This is a genomic window from Bradyrhizobium algeriense, from assembly GCF_036924595.1.
GTDB lineage: Bacteria > Pseudomonadota > Alphaproteobacteria > Rhizobiales > Xanthobacteraceae > Bradyrhizobium > Bradyrhizobium algeriense.
Genome location: NZ_JAZHRV010000001.1, coordinates 1,874,804 through 1,890,838, shown reverse-complemented (window position 1 = coordinate 1,890,838; position 16,035 = coordinate 1,874,804). Strand labels below are relative to the sequence as shown.

The 16,035-nt window shown below is 63.3% G+C and carries 13 protein-coding genes and 1 riboswitch; of the genes, 8 read left to right on the top strand and 5 right to left on the bottom strand.

Features of this window, described 5'->3' with window-relative positions:
* Positions 1-228 precede the first annotated feature (228 nt).
* From V1286_RS09115 to V1286_RS09095, 5 genes are all read left to right on the top strand, one after another.
* Complete coding sequence (locus V1286_RS09115; protein WP_334479025.1) at positions 229-1,956, top strand: alpha/beta hydrolase family protein; 1,728 nt, start codon at positions 229-231, stop codon at positions 1,954-1,956.
* Positions 1,957-2,083: 127 nt separating this feature from the next.
* Positions 2,084-3,298 carry an NADP-dependent isocitrate dehydrogenase gene (locus tag V1286_RS09110; protein ID WP_334479024.1) on the top strand — a complete coding sequence of 405 codons (1,215 nt, stop codon included), beginning with the start codon at positions 2,084-2,086 and terminating at the stop codon, positions 3,296-3,298.
* Positions 3,299-3,494: 196 nt separating this feature from the next.
* Entirely contained in the window at positions 3,495-3,968 is a 474-nt protein-coding gene (locus V1286_RS09105) for a DUF3455 domain-containing protein (RefSeq protein WP_334489591.1), read from the top strand.
* A 168-nt stretch (positions 3,969-4,136) separates the two neighbouring features.
* The gene (locus tag V1286_RS09100) at positions 4,137-4,643 is read left to right on the top strand and encodes a DUF3455 domain-containing protein (protein ID WP_334479022.1); all 507 of its coding nucleotides are present in this window, start codon (positions 4,137-4,139) and stop codon (positions 4,641-4,643) included.
* Between the two features lie 25 nt (positions 4,644-4,668).
* Entirely contained in the window at positions 4,669-4,956 is a 288-nt protein-coding gene (locus tag V1286_RS09095; RefSeq protein ID WP_334479020.1) for a DUF3303 domain-containing protein, read from the top strand.
* A gap of 741 nt (positions 4,957-5,697) precedes the next feature.
* Here V1286_RS09095 and V1286_RS09090 read toward each other — a convergent pair.
* The 5 genes from V1286_RS09090 to alaS all read right to left on the bottom strand — a co-directional run bounded on the left by V1286_RS09090 (position 5,698) and on the right by alaS (position 11,091).
* Positions 5,698-5,922 (bottom strand): hypothetical protein, encoded by a 225-nt coding sequence (locus tag V1286_RS09090; protein WP_334479019.1) that lies wholly within the window; start codon positions 5,920-5,922, stop codon positions 5,698-5,700.
* Between the two features lie 228 nt (positions 5,923-6,150).
* Positions 6,151-6,396, bottom strand: coding sequence for a hypothetical protein (locus V1286_RS09085; protein ID WP_334479018.1), 246 nt, complete (start codon positions 6,394-6,396; stop codon positions 6,151-6,153).
* 302 nt (positions 6,397-6,698) lie between these two features.
* A complete protein-coding gene (locus V1286_RS09080; RefSeq protein ID WP_334479017.1) occupies positions 6,699-7,379 on the bottom strand; it encodes a DUF2270 domain-containing protein in 681 nt (226 codons plus the stop codon).
* Positions 7,380-7,734: 355 nt separating this feature from the next.
* Positions 7,735-8,205 carry a hypothetical protein gene (locus tag V1286_RS09075; RefSeq protein ID WP_334479015.1) on the bottom strand — a complete coding sequence of 157 codons (471 nt, stop codon included), beginning with the start codon at positions 8,203-8,205 and terminating at the stop codon, positions 7,735-7,737.
* A 210-nt stretch (positions 8,206-8,415) separates the two neighbouring features.
* Positions 8,416-11,091, bottom strand: coding sequence for an alanine--tRNA ligase (gene alaS / locus V1286_RS09070; RefSeq protein WP_334479014.1), 2,676 nt, complete (start codon positions 11,089-11,091; stop codon positions 8,416-8,418).
* Positions 11,092-11,302: 211 nt separating this feature from the next.
* Positions 11,303-11,393, top strand: a riboswitch (glycine riboswitch).
* 137 nt (positions 11,394-11,530) lie between these two features.
* Between alaS and gcvT the strand changes: the two genes are divergently transcribed.
* The 3 genes from gcvT to gcvP are packed head-to-tail and all read left to right on the top strand — an operon-like array spanning position 11,531 to position 15,965.
* On the top strand, positions 11,531-12,676 hold the full coding sequence (gene gcvT / locus V1286_RS09065) for a glycine cleavage system aminomethyltransferase GcvT (protein ID WP_334479013.1): 1,146 nt from the start codon (positions 11,531-11,533) through the stop codon (positions 12,674-12,676).
* A gap of 37 nt (positions 12,677-12,713) precedes the next feature.
* Complete coding sequence (gcvH, locus tag V1286_RS09060) at positions 12,714-13,079, top strand: glycine cleavage system protein GcvH (protein WP_334479011.1); 366 nt, start codon at positions 12,714-12,716, stop codon at positions 13,077-13,079.
* A gap of 12 nt (positions 13,080-13,091) precedes the next feature.
* Positions 13,092-15,965, top strand: coding sequence for an aminomethyl-transferring glycine dehydrogenase (gcvP, locus tag V1286_RS09055; protein ID WP_334479009.1), 2,874 nt, complete (start codon positions 13,092-13,094; stop codon positions 15,963-15,965).
* Positions 15,966-16,035: the final 70 nt, after the last annotated feature.

Genomic DNA, 16,035 nt, shown 5'->3' with positions numbered 1-16,035 from the left:
TGAAGAGTTTGAACGGCCGCGCGTTTTTGGATGGCGGAATTCGAGAAGCCTGCTGCGCGGCTTAGTAACCTCTCCGAACGCTCGATCAAAGCCTCAAGGAAGCTTGATTCCCGCCCCGCCGCTTGCGCGCGTTAGACTTTCGGATAGGCTAACAATCACAAACAAAGCGAAGCTGCAAACAGCCCGAAATCCGGTTCAACGGTGAGGGGGAATCAAGGGGAGGCGTCCATGCGCGGCAGGTGGTCGTTGGCGATACTGGGCGTGGTTCTGATCCTGGCGGGCGGCCTGCTCGCCCATTTCACGCAGACCGCTGGCGGCATCCGGATCCAGGACATCCGCTTCAAGGGCGCCAAGGGCAACACCATGAGCGCCCTGCTCTACATCCCAGCGAACGCCACGCCGCAGATTCCGGCCCCCGGCATCCTCGCGGTCCACGGCTACATCAATTCGCGCGAAACCCAGGACGGCTTCGCCATCGAGTTCGCCCGCCGCGGCTATGTGGTCCTCGCGCTCGATCAGACCGGCCATGGCTATAGCGACCCGCCCGCTTTCGCCAACGGGTTCGGCGGGCCCGATGGCCTCGCCTATCTGCGCAGCCTCGAAATCGTCGACAAGAACAATATCGGGCTCGAGGGGCACTCGATGGGCGGCTGGACCGTGCTGGCGGCGGCCACCGCCGCGCCCAATGATTACAAGTCGATGGTGCTGGAGGGCTCGTCGACCGGCAAGCCGTTCGCCGCCGAAGGGACTCCAAGCTGGCCGCGAAACGTGGCGCTGGTGTTCGCCCAATATGAAGAGTTCTCGACCCTGATGTGGGGCGTCGACAAGGCCCGCGACGTCACCCAGAGCCCGAAGCTGTGGGCGCTGTTCGGCACGCAAGGGCCTGTGGAACCCGGCAAGGTCTATGGCGACATCGCGCAAGGCACGGCGCGGGTGCTCTACACCCCAGCCATCACCCACCCGGCCGAGCACATCTCCCACGAGGCCATCGGCCACAGCCTCGACTGGTTCGCAAAGACCCTGCAGGGCGGCACGTCCCGCCCGGTTGACGACCAGATATGGCTCGCTAAGGAGATCGGCACGCTGATCGCGCTGCTCGGTTTTGTGGCGCTTTTGATCGGCGCCTTCGATGCGCTGCTGGAAGCGCCGATGTATTCCCGGCTGCGGCTGCCGGAGATTGCCGACGGCACCATGCCCGAGCACACCGCAGCGAGCGGCCGGCGCTGGACTGCGGCCTTCATCCTGTCCGCCTTCATCCCCGCGCTGACTTATTATCCGGCGTTTGCACTGGGCGGCACGTTCCTAACACCCTCCGCCTTCCTGCCGCAGGGCATCACCAACCAGATCCTGGTCTGGGCCGTCATCAACGGCCTGATCACGTTGGCCCTGATGCGGTTCGCGCCCAAGCGCGCCAGCCGGAGCGGCATCGTCCTGCAGTCGGTTGTGATCGCGATCGCGTCAGTTGCGATCGGCTATGCGGCGCTGTTGCTTGCCGACCTCGCCTTCAAGATCGACTTCCGGTTCTGGATCGTCGCGCTGAAGCTGATGAGCGCGAAGCAGTTTTTGATCTTCCTGATCTATCTCGTGCCGTTCACGGCGTTTTTCGTGATCGCGCTGCATGTCCTGCACCGCAATTTCTCGACCATGGCCGCGCCCCGCGGGGCGCTTTATTTAACCAATATCCTGGCGCTGACGCTGGGCTTCATCGTGCTCGTGGGCGGGCAATACGCCATTCTCTGGCTCACCGGAAAACTGTTCAACCCGCTGCCCGACCCCGGCTTCGTGCCGCTCTCGACCATCGTCGCCATCCAGTTCGTGCCGCTGCTGGCGATCTGTGCCGTGATCGCGACCTTCACCTGGCGGCGGACCGGCTCCAGCCTGCCCGGCGCCCTGATCTGCGGCCTGTTCGTGACCTGGTACGTGGTCGCGGGGACGGCGACCCAGGCAGCAATATAATCTAAAGGATGGGCAGAAAGTGCATAACGGCTTGGCTTTCGCCGGCCGGTTTGCAGTGCTATAGGCCGCCTATAATCACTCCACCCCGCCCAAATGCGCGGTTTTCCGAGAAAAGGCCCCCTCCATCATGGCAAAAATCAAGGTGACCAACCCCGTCGTCGAACTCGATGGCGACGAGATGACCCGGATCATCTGGCAGTACATCAAGGACAAGCTGATCACCCCCTTCCTCGATGTCGAGCTTTTGTATTTTGACCTCGGAATGGAGTACCGCGACCAGACCAACGACCAGGTCACGATCGACGCCGCCAACGCCATCAAGAAGGTCGGCGTCGGCGTCAAATGCGCCACCATCACCCCCGACGAGGCCCGGGTGAAGGAATTCGGCCTGAAGGAAATGTGGAAGTCGCCGAACGGCACCATCCGCAACATCCTCGGCGGCGTGATCTTCCGCGAGCCGATCATCTGCAAGAACGTGCCGCGCCTGGTCCCCGGCTGGACCAAGCCGATCATCATCGGCCGCCATGCCTATGGCGACCAGTACCGCGCCACCGACTTCAAGTTCCCTGGCGCAGGCACCCTGTCGATGAAGTTCGTCGGCGCAGACGGCACCGTGATCGAGAGGGAAGTGTTCAAGTCCCCCGACGCCGGCGTCGCGATGGGCATGTACAACCTCGATGATTCCATCATCGACTTCGCCCGCGCCTCGCTGAACTACGGCCTCTTGCGCGGCTACCCGGTCTACCTCTCGACCAAGAACACGATTCTCAAGGTCTATGACGGCCGCTTCAAGGACATCTTCCAGGACATCTACGACCGCGAATTCAAGAAGGAATTCGAGGCCAAGCGGCTCACTTACGAACACCGCCTGATCGACGACATGGTCGCTTCCGCGCTGAAATGGTCCGGCGGCTACGTCTGGGCCTGCAAGAACTACGACGGCGACGTGCAGTCGGATACGGTGGCGCAAGGCTACGGCTCGCTCGGCCTGATGACCTCGGTGCTGCTGACGCCCGACGGCAAGACGGTGGAAGCCGAAGCCGCCCACGGCACGGTGACCCGGCACTACCGCGAGCACCAGAAGGGCAAGGAGACCTCGACCAATTCGATCGCGTCGATCTTCGCCTGGACCCGCGGCCTGTCACACCGCGCCAAGCTCGACAACAACCCGCAGCTCGCAAAATTCGCCGAGACGCTGGAAAAGGTCTGCGTCGCGACCGTTGAGGAAGGCTACATGACCAAGGACCTCGCGCTTTTGGTCGGCGCCGACCAGCGCTGGCTGTCCACGACCGGCTTCCTCGACAAGGTCTCGGATAACCTTGCCAAGGCGATGGCGGCGTAAGCCGCCTTATCGCAAGTCCCTCCACATCATCGCGAGGGGCAGAGCGACGAACAATCCATGCCTCAGCTTGGGGTACGATGGATTGCTCGGAGCCTGTCGTCGGTCGCGCATTCGCGCGGCCGTTGGCTCGCAGTGATAAAAAAACCAACGACGGAGCAATACCGTGTCGTTCCCTAAGAACGCCGTACTCACTGCCATCTTTCTCACCGGGTCGCTCGTCAGCGCATCCGCCCAGAAATCGCTTCCCGAGGCCATCGCAGCACCGGGTGAAACCGTGATGCTCACGCTGCATGCCGAAGGCGCGCAGGTCTACGAGTGCAAGACCGGCGCCGACGGCGCACTCGCCTGGGTGTTTCGCGAGCCGATCGCGACGCTTTTCCTGGACGGAAAGACGGTCGGCCGGCACTATGCCGGACCGAACTGGGAGTACAGCGACGGCAGCGCGGTGGTCGGCCAGGTCGTCGGCACCGCCCCAGGGCAGGTCGCGATGGACATTCCCTGGCTGAAGCTCGGAGTGGCTTCCCGGCGCGGCAGCGGTGTTCTCAGTCCGGTGACGACAGTGCAACGGATCAACACGTCGGGTGGAAAGCTCAATGGCGCCTGCTACAAGGCAGGCGCCTATGAAAGCGTCCCCTACTCGGCCGATTACGTGTTCCTGCGCAAGGGCTGATACGACGCTGCCGTCGAGGAAGGCTACATGACCAAGGAGCTCGGCGCTCCTGGTCGGCGCCGACCAGCGCTGGCTTCCTCGGCAAGGTTTCGGACAACCTCGCCAAGCCGATGGCATAATTGGCTGATAATGGTGTTGGTCCTTCGGGGCCCACACCATGGATTCATGATGCCGATTGTCCGGAATACCGCACTCGCTCTGCTTCTGTCGTCGGCGTCAGTTTTGAGCGCCTCCGCCCAGACGCCGCTTCCCGACGCCATCGCCGCGCCCGGCGAAGCGATCGTGCTCACCCTTCACGCTGAAGGCGCGCAGGTCTACGAGTGCAAGGCTGCCAGCGACGGCAAACTGGCCTGGGCATTCCGCGAGCCGACCGCAACCCTGCTGCTCGACGGCAAGACCGTCGGCCGGCACTATGCAGGGCCGAACTGGGAACACATCGACTCTAGCGCCGTCGTCGGCAAGGCGGTCGGCAACGCGCCCGGTGCTACGCCGAACGATATTCCCTGGCTGAAACTGACCGTGACCTTCGGGCGCGGCACCGGCATCCTCTCCGGCGTCACGACGGTGCAGCGGATCAACACGGCGGGCGGCAAACTCGAGGGCGAGTGCGAAAAGCCCGGCAGCTATCGCAACGCGCCCTACTCCGCGGACTACGTGTTCCTGCGCAAGGGCTGACGTCGCGCCCCATCCGGAGTTGCCGATGCTGTTCATGGTGATCGAGCGCTTCAAGAACCAGGACCCAATCCCGGTCTACCGGCGCGTCCGCGATCCCGGGATCAAATTCCCGGATGGACTGAGATATGTCGGGAGCTGGATCGAGCCGAATTTCGACCGCTGCTTCCAGCTCATGGAATGCGACGATTTGCGGCTGCTGCAGGAATGGGTGCTGGCCAACAACCGCGATCTCGGCATGACGTTCGAGATTGTCCCGGTGGTGCCGAGCAAGGAGACGCGGGAAGTCGTTGCGCCGTTCCTCGACGAGCAGTAGCCGAGACCAGCGCGGATCGCGCTCATCGAGCGCGACCCGACTGATCCCCTACGCGCTCGCCATCGCCTGTTCGATCGTCGTTGGCGCTTGCTTTCCATTGCGACTCGCGACCGAGTACATTTTCTGAGTTGGACACTCGGAAAATGCTTCACCATCCCGGCAGGCTTGTCCTGATATGAACGAGGCCGCCAACCAAGGCGGCCCTGGGGATGACCGGTGCGCGGAGCGGTGCCGGGCGATACCGGCCCGCTCTGCAACACCAGGAATTAGCGACCTTTAGAAGCGGCCTCTACAAGTCTCGCGATACCTGCGGCAGTTTCCTTCGCCTCGTTCGCCCAACTCGTCCTTGTTGAGGCAGGCTTGTCTCAATTCGCCGCACACATCCCTCCGAACTGGCCTTTGGCAAGTCTCACGGTATCTGCGGCAATTTCCTTCGCCCCGCTCCCCCAGCGCGTCCTTGTTTTCGCAGGCACGCCGCAATTGCTCGCATTGTCCCCCTCGACCGTCGTACACTCGGACGCCTCCCGGTCCAACTTCAATGGATTGGGAAAAGGCCGAGATCGGAATTACAAAAAGAGCAGCTGCCGCTGCGGCGCCGAACGCATAGTTGCGCATTGCTTTCAACATTTCCTGGTCCTCCAGTTGCTATGTGCCCGTGAATAGAGAGGCCGCTTCGGCGGCCTCTCTCTTGTCGATGGGAACGGACGGAGCTGGCGTTATTGCTTCTCGCCATCGCCAACCTTAGTGCGCGCAGACCTTGATGGTCTTCATCCCGGTTTCAGCTGCGGTGCGCGTCTTGAACACCTTGCCGTCGCCAACAACCACAGTGGTGGTCGTGGTCGGCTTCTTGTCCACGATGGTGCATTTCTTCGTGGAGGTGTCTTGCACTACATAAAATTCCGTCTGAGCGTAGGCAGCGCCGGTCATGATTGCTGCGGCTGCCGCCGAAACAAGAAACTTCTTCATGATGTCTCCTCCATTGGATAACTGAGCGGCGTAGAGTCGGTTCCAGGGCTGGGAACTCCGTCTACGGGTACTAGCTTTCAGTTCCTGGATGGAGACTCTAAAAGGGTTGACGTGAACGCCGGTCGAACGAGCAGTTCAGAGACTGTTTATTTCGAGCTTACTTTCGCCTATGAGCGCGACTTCCGCTTCGGGTCAGAACGATTTTCGATTGCTAGCGCCAGTTCGAAACTAGGCCGGCGCGAGATCGATCTGCTCAAGCCGATTTCTTTCCGCATCATAAACTCTGACCTGAAGGTTGGGAAAACGCCTCTTCAAGTCTTTCGCTGCTTGATTGGCAGAGTCCTGGGTTTTGAACTCTCGCTTCGCTTGGCCGTCCACGACAAGTGCATAACCACTTGTCGGAAGGTCGGTCGGCGCCCTGCTGGTCGTCGCCCGCGCAGCCACAGGCGCGCCCTGCGTGCGTTCTTGGCGCATGAGAAAACTCCTTTTGGGGGATTGCTTCTATAACGCCCCACCGGCCCAACGGTTCCTGGAGCAGCGACGGATTTCTCTCAGAATGAAGTGCCCCCCTCAATCAATATTCGATCGCCGCCGCTGCACGCCGGGAAATTTGTGATGGGTGCGACAAAAAGGCTTTTGCAACACCATCAACCATGAGCGGACGTAGCCGCTTCGTTCGATCTCCTCACCGGCGAGCAGGAACGGCCTGGCAAGCGTCGCTCCGCAGGTTGTGACCGTCTATCCACGCTCATCAGCAACGGCACCTCGCGCTGCCGCTAACCCATCGCCACCTTGTCGCCCGCGGCCCCGTGCTGGCGTTGGTCGAACCACATCGTGCCGAGCGCGAACGCCAGCCACCCGAAATTGTAGGCAAGGCCTGCCATCAGAACGATCCAGCCGGGGATCGGCCCGACAGCGGCGCGATCGGCAAATTCCGACAAGGTCGACGCAGGCGTCGGATGGATCGCTATCTTGCCGTAATAGGCAATCACCTGGACGGCGAGAATCCAGACGTAGTTGCGACGCAGCCGCCGCCCCGCCGCGCGGACAAACGAAATGTGGTGGCGGGGCGCCGTGTAGTCGCGCCCGAGAATCATCTGCCAGCTATCGTCGCGGGCTTCACCGGTGAATATTGGCGCGTAGAAATTCATTTCCATCCATCGAGCTCGGGCGCGCCAGACATTGAAGTAACGATAACGTCGTGCCTCCATGCCGAGAAACACGGCAATGAGCAGGCCTACGAGCAGGAGTGGCAGGGGGGAAGCCTCCGGGCTCGAAAAGGTCGTCGACAGAGCGATGCCCATCGTGACGATCGCCCAGTTGGTCGTGTTGTCGAGCCGCGTTCTCCAGATCGTCGAACGGTAGACTTCGCCCCGGTAGAGATGAGCGATGGCGCCCATCTCAGCAGGATTGAAGGTGTGTTGGAGGTGTGTTTCGCTGGAAGCCGTAACAGACATGGCAGGACTCCGGTTGTCCGAACCGCAGATCACCGGCGTTGACCGGGAGAGTCCGCATCATCGACGCCGACGAACCTATCCGGAATTGTGACGTCGCAACTATGCTCGCCCCGGGGCCGAATTGCCAGCAACAGATCCAGCAATAGAACGGTGCACCACACCATCCTGAGCCGCGGCCGCATCAGGTCGCACCCTCTAAGTTCCCGCAACAGAGTCAGGATGGCGAAAGCGGCACTGCATACCGCGCAGCGGGATCGTCTGAGCGCAGGAGAACAGCGGCATCAGAACTGGCGCAGGACCATGGTTCGATCGATTGGGAGATGGCCCTGGCTGAGACCGGCAGATCGCGGCGTCCCTACCTCTTGGCCCCGAGATACGTCGTCCATACGGCGCTGGCTAAAGTCTGGGATGCTTTCCGAGCGCATGTCTTTTCGACTTCCGCCACGATCGACGACACACTGATCTTCGGCTGTGTTTGGCCACTCGCCGCGGCAACATAATTAAGTCCCGTCCAGAAACCGTGGATCCAGACCGTCCCCTCCAGCCGGTGCTCTTCCGCGGACCGCCAGTGCGCGCAACTCATGCTCCCGACGCCAATCATTTCGACTGAAACCTTGGCGTCCTGCGCTGAGGCCACGCAGACGGAAGCGCCAAAGACGATTGACGCAAATAGAGATCGCTTCACCATCCACCAGATCATCCTGGCACCTCTCGCCTGAACGCCAAAAGTCGGCTGTCGCGTAAGTCCAGCGATCGGGTTGTCCACCGGAATGCCGCTACCAAATGATGCCCGCAAGGTTCGCGGCACCATCGAGAGTTCGATCAACGTGGATTCTCTGCAGCATCACCACGAATTAGGCTGCAGCGTGACGAATGAAGGTGGCGTCAGCCCTTCTGCCGCTCCCACTTGTAGGGGCGATGGATAGCGCCAGGATCACATCCTGCTCGGCAAAGTTGGTCCATCAGCCATTGCAATCGCAGCGACAGCGCTAGCGATCAAGAGGTCTATGAGTCCACGCCCGAGCTTGCCTGCGCTTCAGGCGCCGGCCATCGCCTCTTCGATCGCCGAGAGCGCCGCATTCGCCTTGGCGCCATCAGGCCCGCCAGCCTGCGCCATGTCAGGCCGCCCGCCGCCGCCCTTGCCGCCGAGCGCCTCGGAACCCTTGCGCACCAGTTCGACCGCGTTGAAGCGCGAGGTGAGATCGCTCGTGACGCCGACGACGAGACCCGCCTTGCCATCCTCGGTAACGCCGACGATCGCGACGACGCCGGAGCCGATCTGCTTCTTGCCGTCGTCGACCAGGCTCTTGAGGTCCTTGGTCTCGACGCCCTCAACCGCGCGGGCCAGGAGCTTGACGCCGCCCGCTTCGCGCACGCCGCCGGCCGCCGCGCCGCCATTGGTGGCGCCACCGCCCATCGCCAGCTTCTTGCGCGCGTCCGAAACGTCACGCTCGAGCTTCTTGCGCTCTTCCATCAAGGCCGCGATACGCGCCGGCATGTCGTGGACTGTCGTGCGGAGTTCCGATGCCGCGGTCTTGGCAATCGCCATTGTATCGTTGGCATGCTTGCGCGCATGACGCCCGGTCAGCGCCTCGATGCGCCGCACGCCGGAGGCCACCGCGCTTTCGCCGGTCACGGTAATCAGCCCGATATCGCCGGTGCGGCGCACATGGGTGCCGCCGCACAGTTCGACCGACCAGCCGAGTGCGTTCTGCCCCTGTTCGCGCGGGCCCTTGCCCATCGAGACGACACGGACCTCGTCGCCGTATTTTTCACCGAACAGGGCGCGCGCGCCAGCTTCGCGGGCATCATCGACCGCCATCAGCCGCGTTGTCACCTCGTCGTTTTCGAGCACGACTTCGTTGGCGATGTCCTCGACGCAGGCGAGTTCTTCCGCCGTGATCGGCTTCGGATGCACGAAGTCGAAGCGGAGCCGATCCGGCGCCACCAGCGAGCCGCGCTGGGCAATGTGATCGCCGAGCACCTGGCGCAGCGCCTCGTGCAACAAATGCGTCGCCGAGTGATGCGCGCGGATCGAGGAGCGCCTGCCATGGTCGACTTCGAGCTGCAGCGCTGTACCCACCTTCAGCGTACCCTGCTCCACCGTGCCGATATGCACGAAAAGATCGCCGGCCTTCTTCTGCATGTCGGTAACGCGGAACTTGACGCCCTCGCCGGTCAACAGGCCGGTATCGCCGACCTGGCCGCCGGACTCCGCGTAGAACGGCGTCTGGTTCAGCACGATTGCGCCGCTCTCGCCAGTGTTCAGGCTGTCGGCGTCCTTGCCGTCCTTCACCAGCGCGGTGACCACGCCTTCGGCGCTCTCGGTGTCGTAGCCGAGGAATTCGGTGGCACCGAGCTTTTCACGTAGCGGAAACCAGACGTTCTCGCTGGCGGTATCGCCCGAGCCTGACCACGACGCGCGCGCCTTGGCTTTCTGCTTTTCCATCGCATCGGTGAACGAAGCCTGATCAACGCTGATGCCGCGCGACTTCAGCGCGTCCTGGGTGAGATCGAGCGGGAAGCCGTAGGTGTCGTACAGCGTGAACGCGGTATCGCCGTCGAACATGTCGCCCTTTTTCAGGCCGGCGCTCTTCTCGTCGAGAATGGCGAGGCCCCTCGCGAGAGTCTTGCGGAAGCGGGTCTCTTCCAGCCGCAGCGTCTCCTCGATCAGCTTCTCCGCGCGCACCAGGTCCGGATAGGCCTGCCCCATCTCGCGGACCAGCGCCCAGACCAGGCGATGCATCAATGGCTCATGCGCACCGAGGAGCTGCGCGTGGCGCATCGCGCGGCGCATGATCCGGCGCAGCACATAGCCGCGGCCTTCGTTCGACGGCAGCACGCCGTCCGAAATCAGGAAGGCCGAGGAGCGCAGATGGTCCGCAATGACCCGGAACGACGCAGCGGTCTGTTCCTTCGGTCCGGTCCCTAGCGCCGAAGCAGTCGCGTCGATCAGGTTACGGAAAAGATCGGTTTCGAAGACGCTCTCAACGCCCTGCAGGATGCAGGCCATGCGCTCCAGCCCCAAGCCGGTGTCGATCGAGGGGCGCGGCAGCGGCTGGCGCTCCTCCTTCGTCACCTGCTCGAACTGCATGAAGACGAGGTTCCAGAATTCGAGGAAGCGATCGCCGTCCTCTTCCGGGCTGCCCGGAGGCCCACCCCAGATGTGCTCGCCGCGGTCGATGAAGATTTCCGAGCACGGCCCACAGGGCCCCGTGTCGCCCATCGCCCAGAAATTGTCCGAGGTCGCGATGCGGATGATGCGGTCGTCCGAAAAGCCGGCGATCTTCTTCCAGTGGCCCGCCGCCTCATCGTCGTCGTGGTAGACGGTGACGAGCAGCTTGTCCTTCTTGAGCCCGAACTCCTTTGTGATCAGCTTCCACGCAAGCTCGATCGCGCGCTCCTTGAAGTAATCGCCGAATGAGAAATTGCCGAGCATCTCGAAGAAGGTGAGATGCCGCGCGGTGTAGCCGACATTGTCGAGGTCGTTGTGCTTGCCGCCGGCGCGCACGCATTTCTGCGAGGTGGTGGCGCGCTGGTAGGGCCGCTTCTCGACGCCGGTGAAGACGTTCTTGAACTGCACCATGCCGGCATTGGTGAACATCAGGGTCGGGTCGTTGCGCGGCACGAGCGGCGACGACGGCACGATCTCGTGGCCGTTCTCCGCAAAGAAATCCAAGAATTTCGACCTGATCTCGTTGACGCCGCTCATGTTCATCCAATCGGAAGTATGCCCGGGTCGGGCCGCAAATAGCCCAATCTTCCGGCGGTACGCTTTTAGACAAGGGCCGCCGTGCTGTCCAGAAACTGTGCAGGCGGATCATGGGCTTGCCGCAGCACACAAGATAGGCGCGCAAGTCCCGTTGATAATGCTGCGGCTGCGTTGACAGGCTTGGCAGGGCTGTGTTTCCCTCCTATCTGTAAGACGTCACGTCGGGAGAGATCGGCTTTAGCGCCGGCGCCGAAGGAGCAACCGCCCCGGAAACTCTCAGGCAAACGAACCGCGTGACGAACTAGCATCTGGAAAGTGACGCCGGGCGGCTTTGGCCCAGGGCGTCCGCCGACGGGATAATACTCTCAGGCACAGCGACAGATGGGGCTTTCTTTCGGGTTTTCGGGGGCTGGTCCCCGGAACCCCTGAGGGTCCCTGGATGCTGGCACGCGACGAATCTCACCTGAAACGCACCCCGTTGCACGCGCTCCATGTTGCGCGCGGCGGTAAGATGGTTCCCTTCGCGGGCTATGAGATGCCGGTGCAATACGCCTCCGGCGTGCTCAGGGAGCATCTGCATACACGCGCGAGCGCCGGCCTGTTCGATGTCTCGCATATGGGCCAGCTCGCGCTGCGTCCCAAATCAGGCCAGGTCGCCGATGCGGCGCTGGCGCTGGAGCGGTTGGTGCCGCAGGACATCGTGGCGGTTGCACCGGGACGGCAGCGCTACGCGCAGTTCACCAATGAAGACGGCGGCCTCCTCGACGATCTGATGGTGGCGAATTTCGGCGACCATCTGTTTCTGGTCGTCAACGCCGCCTGCAAGGCCGAGGACGAAGCGCATCTGCGCGCGCATCTCTCCGAGACCTGCGTCGTCGATTCGCTGGCCGACCGCGGCCTGATCGCGCTGCAGGGGCCGAAAGCGGAATCGGTGCTGGCCAAATTTTGTGCAGACGTGACCGCGATGCGGTTCATGGATACCGGGCCGCGGAAGGTCTTAGGCTTCGACTGCTTCGTCTCGCGCTCCGGTTATACCGGCGAGGACGGGTTTGAGATTTCGGTTCCGGCCGAGCACGCCGAGACGCTGGTCGCGGCGCTGCTGGATAATCAGGACGTGCTGCCGATTGGCCTTGGCGCGCGCGACAGCCTGCGGCTGGAAGCCGGGCTTTGTCTTTATGGCCACGACATCGACACCACGACGACGCCGGTCGAGGGCGCGCTGGAATGGTCGGTGCAGAAGAGCCGTCGCACCGGCGGCGCCCGCGCCGGCGGATTCCCCGGCGCCGAAAAAATCCTTTCGCAATTTGAAAAAGGCGCGTCGCGCCGCCGCGTCGGCTTGCGGCCCGAGGGCCGCGCGCCGGTGCGCGAAGGTGCGCTGCTGTTTGCCGACGCCGCCTCAAGCGACCCGATCGGCAAGGTCACGTCGGGCGGTTTTGGCCCAAGCCTCAATGCGCCGGTTGCGATGGGCTACCTGCCGACATCGTTGTCCGCCGACGGCACGCAGGTTTTCGCCGAAGTGCGCGGCCAGCGCCTGCCGCTGCAGGTCGCGGCCATGCCTTTCGTTCCCAACACCTACAAACGCTAGTTCTGCAAACGCTGATTCAAACGCCAGAGGAAGTTTCATGACGACGTTGTTCACCTCAGACCACGAATGGCTCCGCATCGAGGGCGATGTCGCCACCATCGGGGTCACCGACTATGCGCAGTCGCAGCTCGGCGACGTCGTGTTCGTCGAACTGCCCAAGGTCGGCCGCGCCCTGAAAAAGGCCGAAGCCGCCGCCGTGGTCGAATCGGTCAAGGCCGCCTCCGACGTCTATGCGCCGATCTCGGGCGAAGTGCTCGAAGTCAACGAGGCGCTCGCCGCCGAACCCGCGCTGGTGAATTCCGACGCCGCCGGCAAGGCGTGGTTCTTCAAGCTCAGGATTGCGGACAAGAGCGAACTCGGCGGCCTGATGGATGAGGCCGCTTACAAGGCACATACGGCTTAAGGAAAGCACGCCATGAACGCGCCGCTGAAAACGACCGCCGAAGCCGCCACCGATTTCGTGCGCCGGCATATCGGCCCCTCGCCCCGCGACATCAGTGCGATGCTGGAGACCGTCGGCGCGAAAAGCCTTAACGAGCTGATGAGCCAAACGCTACCGGCGTCGATCCGGCAGAAGGCGCCGCTCGATCTCGGCCCGGCGTTCAGCGAAACCGAGGTGCTTTCGCATATGCGCGAGCTCGCCGCGCAAAACCAGGTGTTCACCTCGCTGATCGGCCAAGGCTATTCCGGCACCATCCTGCCCGCGGTGATCCAGCGCAACATTCTGGAGAACCCGGCCTGGTACACGGCCTACACGCCGTATCAGCCGGAGATCAGCCAGGGCCGGCTGGAAGCGCTGTTCAATTTCCAGACCATGATCTGCGACCTCACCGGGCTCGACGTCGCCAACGCCTCGCTGCTCGATGAGGCCACCGCCGCGGCCGAAGCGATGGCGCTCGCCGAACGCGCCGCGCAGGCCAAAGCAAAATCATTCTTCGTCGACGCGGAAGTGCATCCGCAGACGCTCGCCGTGCTGCGCACCCGCGCCGAGCCCTTGGGGTGGAATCTGATCGTCGGCGATCCCCTCACCGATCTCGACAAGGCCGAGGTGTTCGGCGGCCTCTTGCAGTATCCGGGGACGTCAGGCGCGGTGCGCGACCTCAGGCCGGCGATCAATACGCTGCGCGTCAAGGGCGCGCTTGCCGTCGTCGCCGCCGACCTGCTGGCGCTGACGCTGATCGCCTCGCCCGGCGAACTCGGCGCCGACATCGCCATCGGATCGGCGCAGCGCTTTGGCGTGCCGATGGGCTATGGCGGCCCGCACGCGGCCTATATGTCGGTGCGCGACGCGCTGAAGCGTTCGCTGCCCGGCCGCATCGTCGGCCTGTCGGTGGATTCGAGGGGGCTGCCGGCCTATCGGCTGGCGCTGCAGACCCGCGAGCAGCACATCCGCCGCGAAAAGGCCACCTCCAACATCTGCACCGCGCAGGTGCTGCTGGCGGTGATCGCCTCGATGTACGCGGTTTATCATGGCCCCGAAGGGCTGACGCATATCGCGCGCAATGTGCACCGGCGCGCGGCGGTGCTGGCGGCGGGCTTGCGCAAGCTTGGCTTTGCATTGAAGAGCGAGGCGTTCTTCGACACCGTGACGGTGGATGTGGGTAGCCGACAGGGCGAGATCGTCGTCCGGGCGCATACTGAAGCGATCAATCTGCGCATCGGTGAAGGCCGGCTCGGCATCGCGCTGGACGAGACTACGACACAGGCGACCGTCGAGGCGGTGTGGCGCGCGTTCGGCGGCAAGCTGAGCTATGCCGACATCGAGGTCGGCGCGCGCGAGACGCTGCCGGCGGGACTGAAGCGCGACAGCGCGTTCCTTGTCCATCCCGTGTTCCATGCGCACCGCTCCGAGACCGAGCTGTTGCGCTACATGCGCAAGCTCAGTGACCGCGACCTCGCGCTCGACCGCGCGATGATCCCGCTGGGCTCGTGCACCATGAAGCTGAACGCGACCACGGAGATGATTCCGTTGACGTGGCCCGAGTTCGGCAGTCTGCATCCGTTCGCGCCATCCGAGCAGGCCAAAGGCTATCATGTGTTGTTCAGACGGCTGGAGAAAGCGCTGTGCGACATCACCGGCTATGACGCGGTCTCGCTGCAGCCGAATTCCGGCGCGCAGGGCGAATATGCCGGGCTGCTCGCGATCCGCGCCTATCATGTCGCGCGCGGCGAGCCGCACCGCAAGGTGTGCCTGATCCCCTCCTCTGCACACGGCACCAACCCTGCCTCCGCACATATGGTCGGCATGGAGGTGGTGGTGACCGCGTGCGACGCGCGCGGCGACGTCGACGTCGACGACCTCCGCGCCAAGGCGGAGAAGCATTCCAAAAATCTCGCCGCCGTGATGATCACCTATCCCTCGACGCATGGCGTGTTCGAGGAGCATATCCGCGATATCTGCGAGATCGTTCACGGCCACGGCGGCCAGGTCTATCTCGACGGCGCCAACATGAACGCGCAGGTCGGTCTCTCGCGCCCCGGCGATTACGGCGCCGACGTCTCGCATCTCAACCTGCACAAGACCTTCTGCATCCCGCATGGCGGCGGCGGCCCCGGCATGGGCCCGATCGGCGTGAAGGCGCACCTTGCGCCGTATCTGCCCGGCCATCCCGCCACCGACGGCGCGGTGGCGGCTTCCGTAGGACCGGTGTCGGCGGCGCCGGCAGGCTCAGCGTCGATCCTGACCATCTCCTACATCTACATTTTGTTGATGGGCGGCGAAGGCCTCACGCGCGCCACCGAGATCGCAATCCTGAACGCCAACTACATCGCAAGCCGGCTCGATCCGCATTTCCCGGTGCTCTACAAGAATGCCAAGGGTCGCGTCGCGCATGAATGCATCGTCGATCCGCGCCCGCTCAAGACCACGAGCGGTGTCACCGTCGACGACATCGCCAAACGCCTGATCGACTACGGCTTCCATGCGCCCACCATGAGTTTTCCGGTGCCGGGCACGCTGATGATCGAGCCGACCGAATCGGAATCCAAGGCGGAGCTGGATCGTTTTTGCGATGCCATGATCGCGATCCGAAGCGAGATCACGGAGATCGAGGCTGGCCGCTGGAAGGTCGAAGCCTCGCCGCTGCGCCATGCCCCGCACACCGTGCACGACATCGCCGATGATGCATGGAGCCGCGCCTATAGCCGAGCCAAGGGTTGTTTCCCCGACGGCGTCTCGCGCACGGACAAATATTGGAGCCCGGTCGGCCGCGTCGACAACGTCTATGGCGACCGCAACCTGGTGTGTTCGTGCCCGCCGGTGGCGGACTACGCGCAGGCCGCGGAGTGATGCTCTTGTAGGATGGGTAGCGCGAAGCGAAACCCATCATGGTCATCACCGCGGGTGCGCCACGATGATG

Excerpts from the sequence above, each read along its gene's own strand:
- V1286_RS09100 (WP_334479022.1), top strand. The coding sequence starts at position 4,137 with ATGCCGATTGTCCGGAATACCGCACTCGCTCTGCTTCTGTCGTCGGCG.
- V1286_RS09095 (WP_334479020.1), top strand. The coding sequence starts at position 4,669 with ATGCTGTTCATGGTGATCGAGCGCTTCAAGAACCAGGACCCAATCCCG.
- V1286_RS09110 (WP_334479024.1), top strand. The coding sequence starts at position 2,084 with ATGGCAAAAATCAAGGTGACCAACCCCGTCGTCGAACTCGATGGCGAC.
- V1286_RS09115 (WP_334479025.1), top strand. The coding sequence starts at position 229 with ATGCGCGGCAGGTGGTCGTTGGCGATACTGGGCGTGGTTCTGATCCTG.
- V1286_RS09080 (WP_334479017.1), bottom strand. The coding sequence starts at position 7,379 with ATGTCTGTTACGGCTTCCAGCGAAACACACCTCCAACACACCTTCAAT.
- alaS (WP_334479014.1), bottom strand. The coding sequence starts at position 11,091 with ATGAGCGGCGTCAACGAGATCAGGTCGAAATTCTTGGATTTCTTTGCG.
- gcvH (WP_334479011.1), top strand. The coding sequence starts at position 12,714 with ATGACGACGTTGTTCACCTCAGACCACGAATGGCTCCGCATCGAGGGC.
- V1286_RS09085 (WP_334479018.1), bottom strand. The coding sequence starts at position 6,396 with ATGCGCCAAGAACGCACGCAGGGCGCGCCTGTGGCTGCGCGGGCGACG.
- V1286_RS09090 (WP_334479019.1), bottom strand. The coding sequence starts at position 5,922 with ATGAAGAAGTTTCTTGTTTCGGCGGCAGCCGCAGCAATCATGACCGGC.
- gcvP (WP_334479009.1), top strand. The coding sequence starts at position 13,092 with ATGAACGCGCCGCTGAAAACGACCGCCGAAGCCGCCACCGATTTCGTG.
- gcvT (WP_334479013.1), top strand. The coding sequence starts at position 11,531 with ATGCTGGCACGCGACGAATCTCACCTGAAACGCACCCCGTTGCACGCG.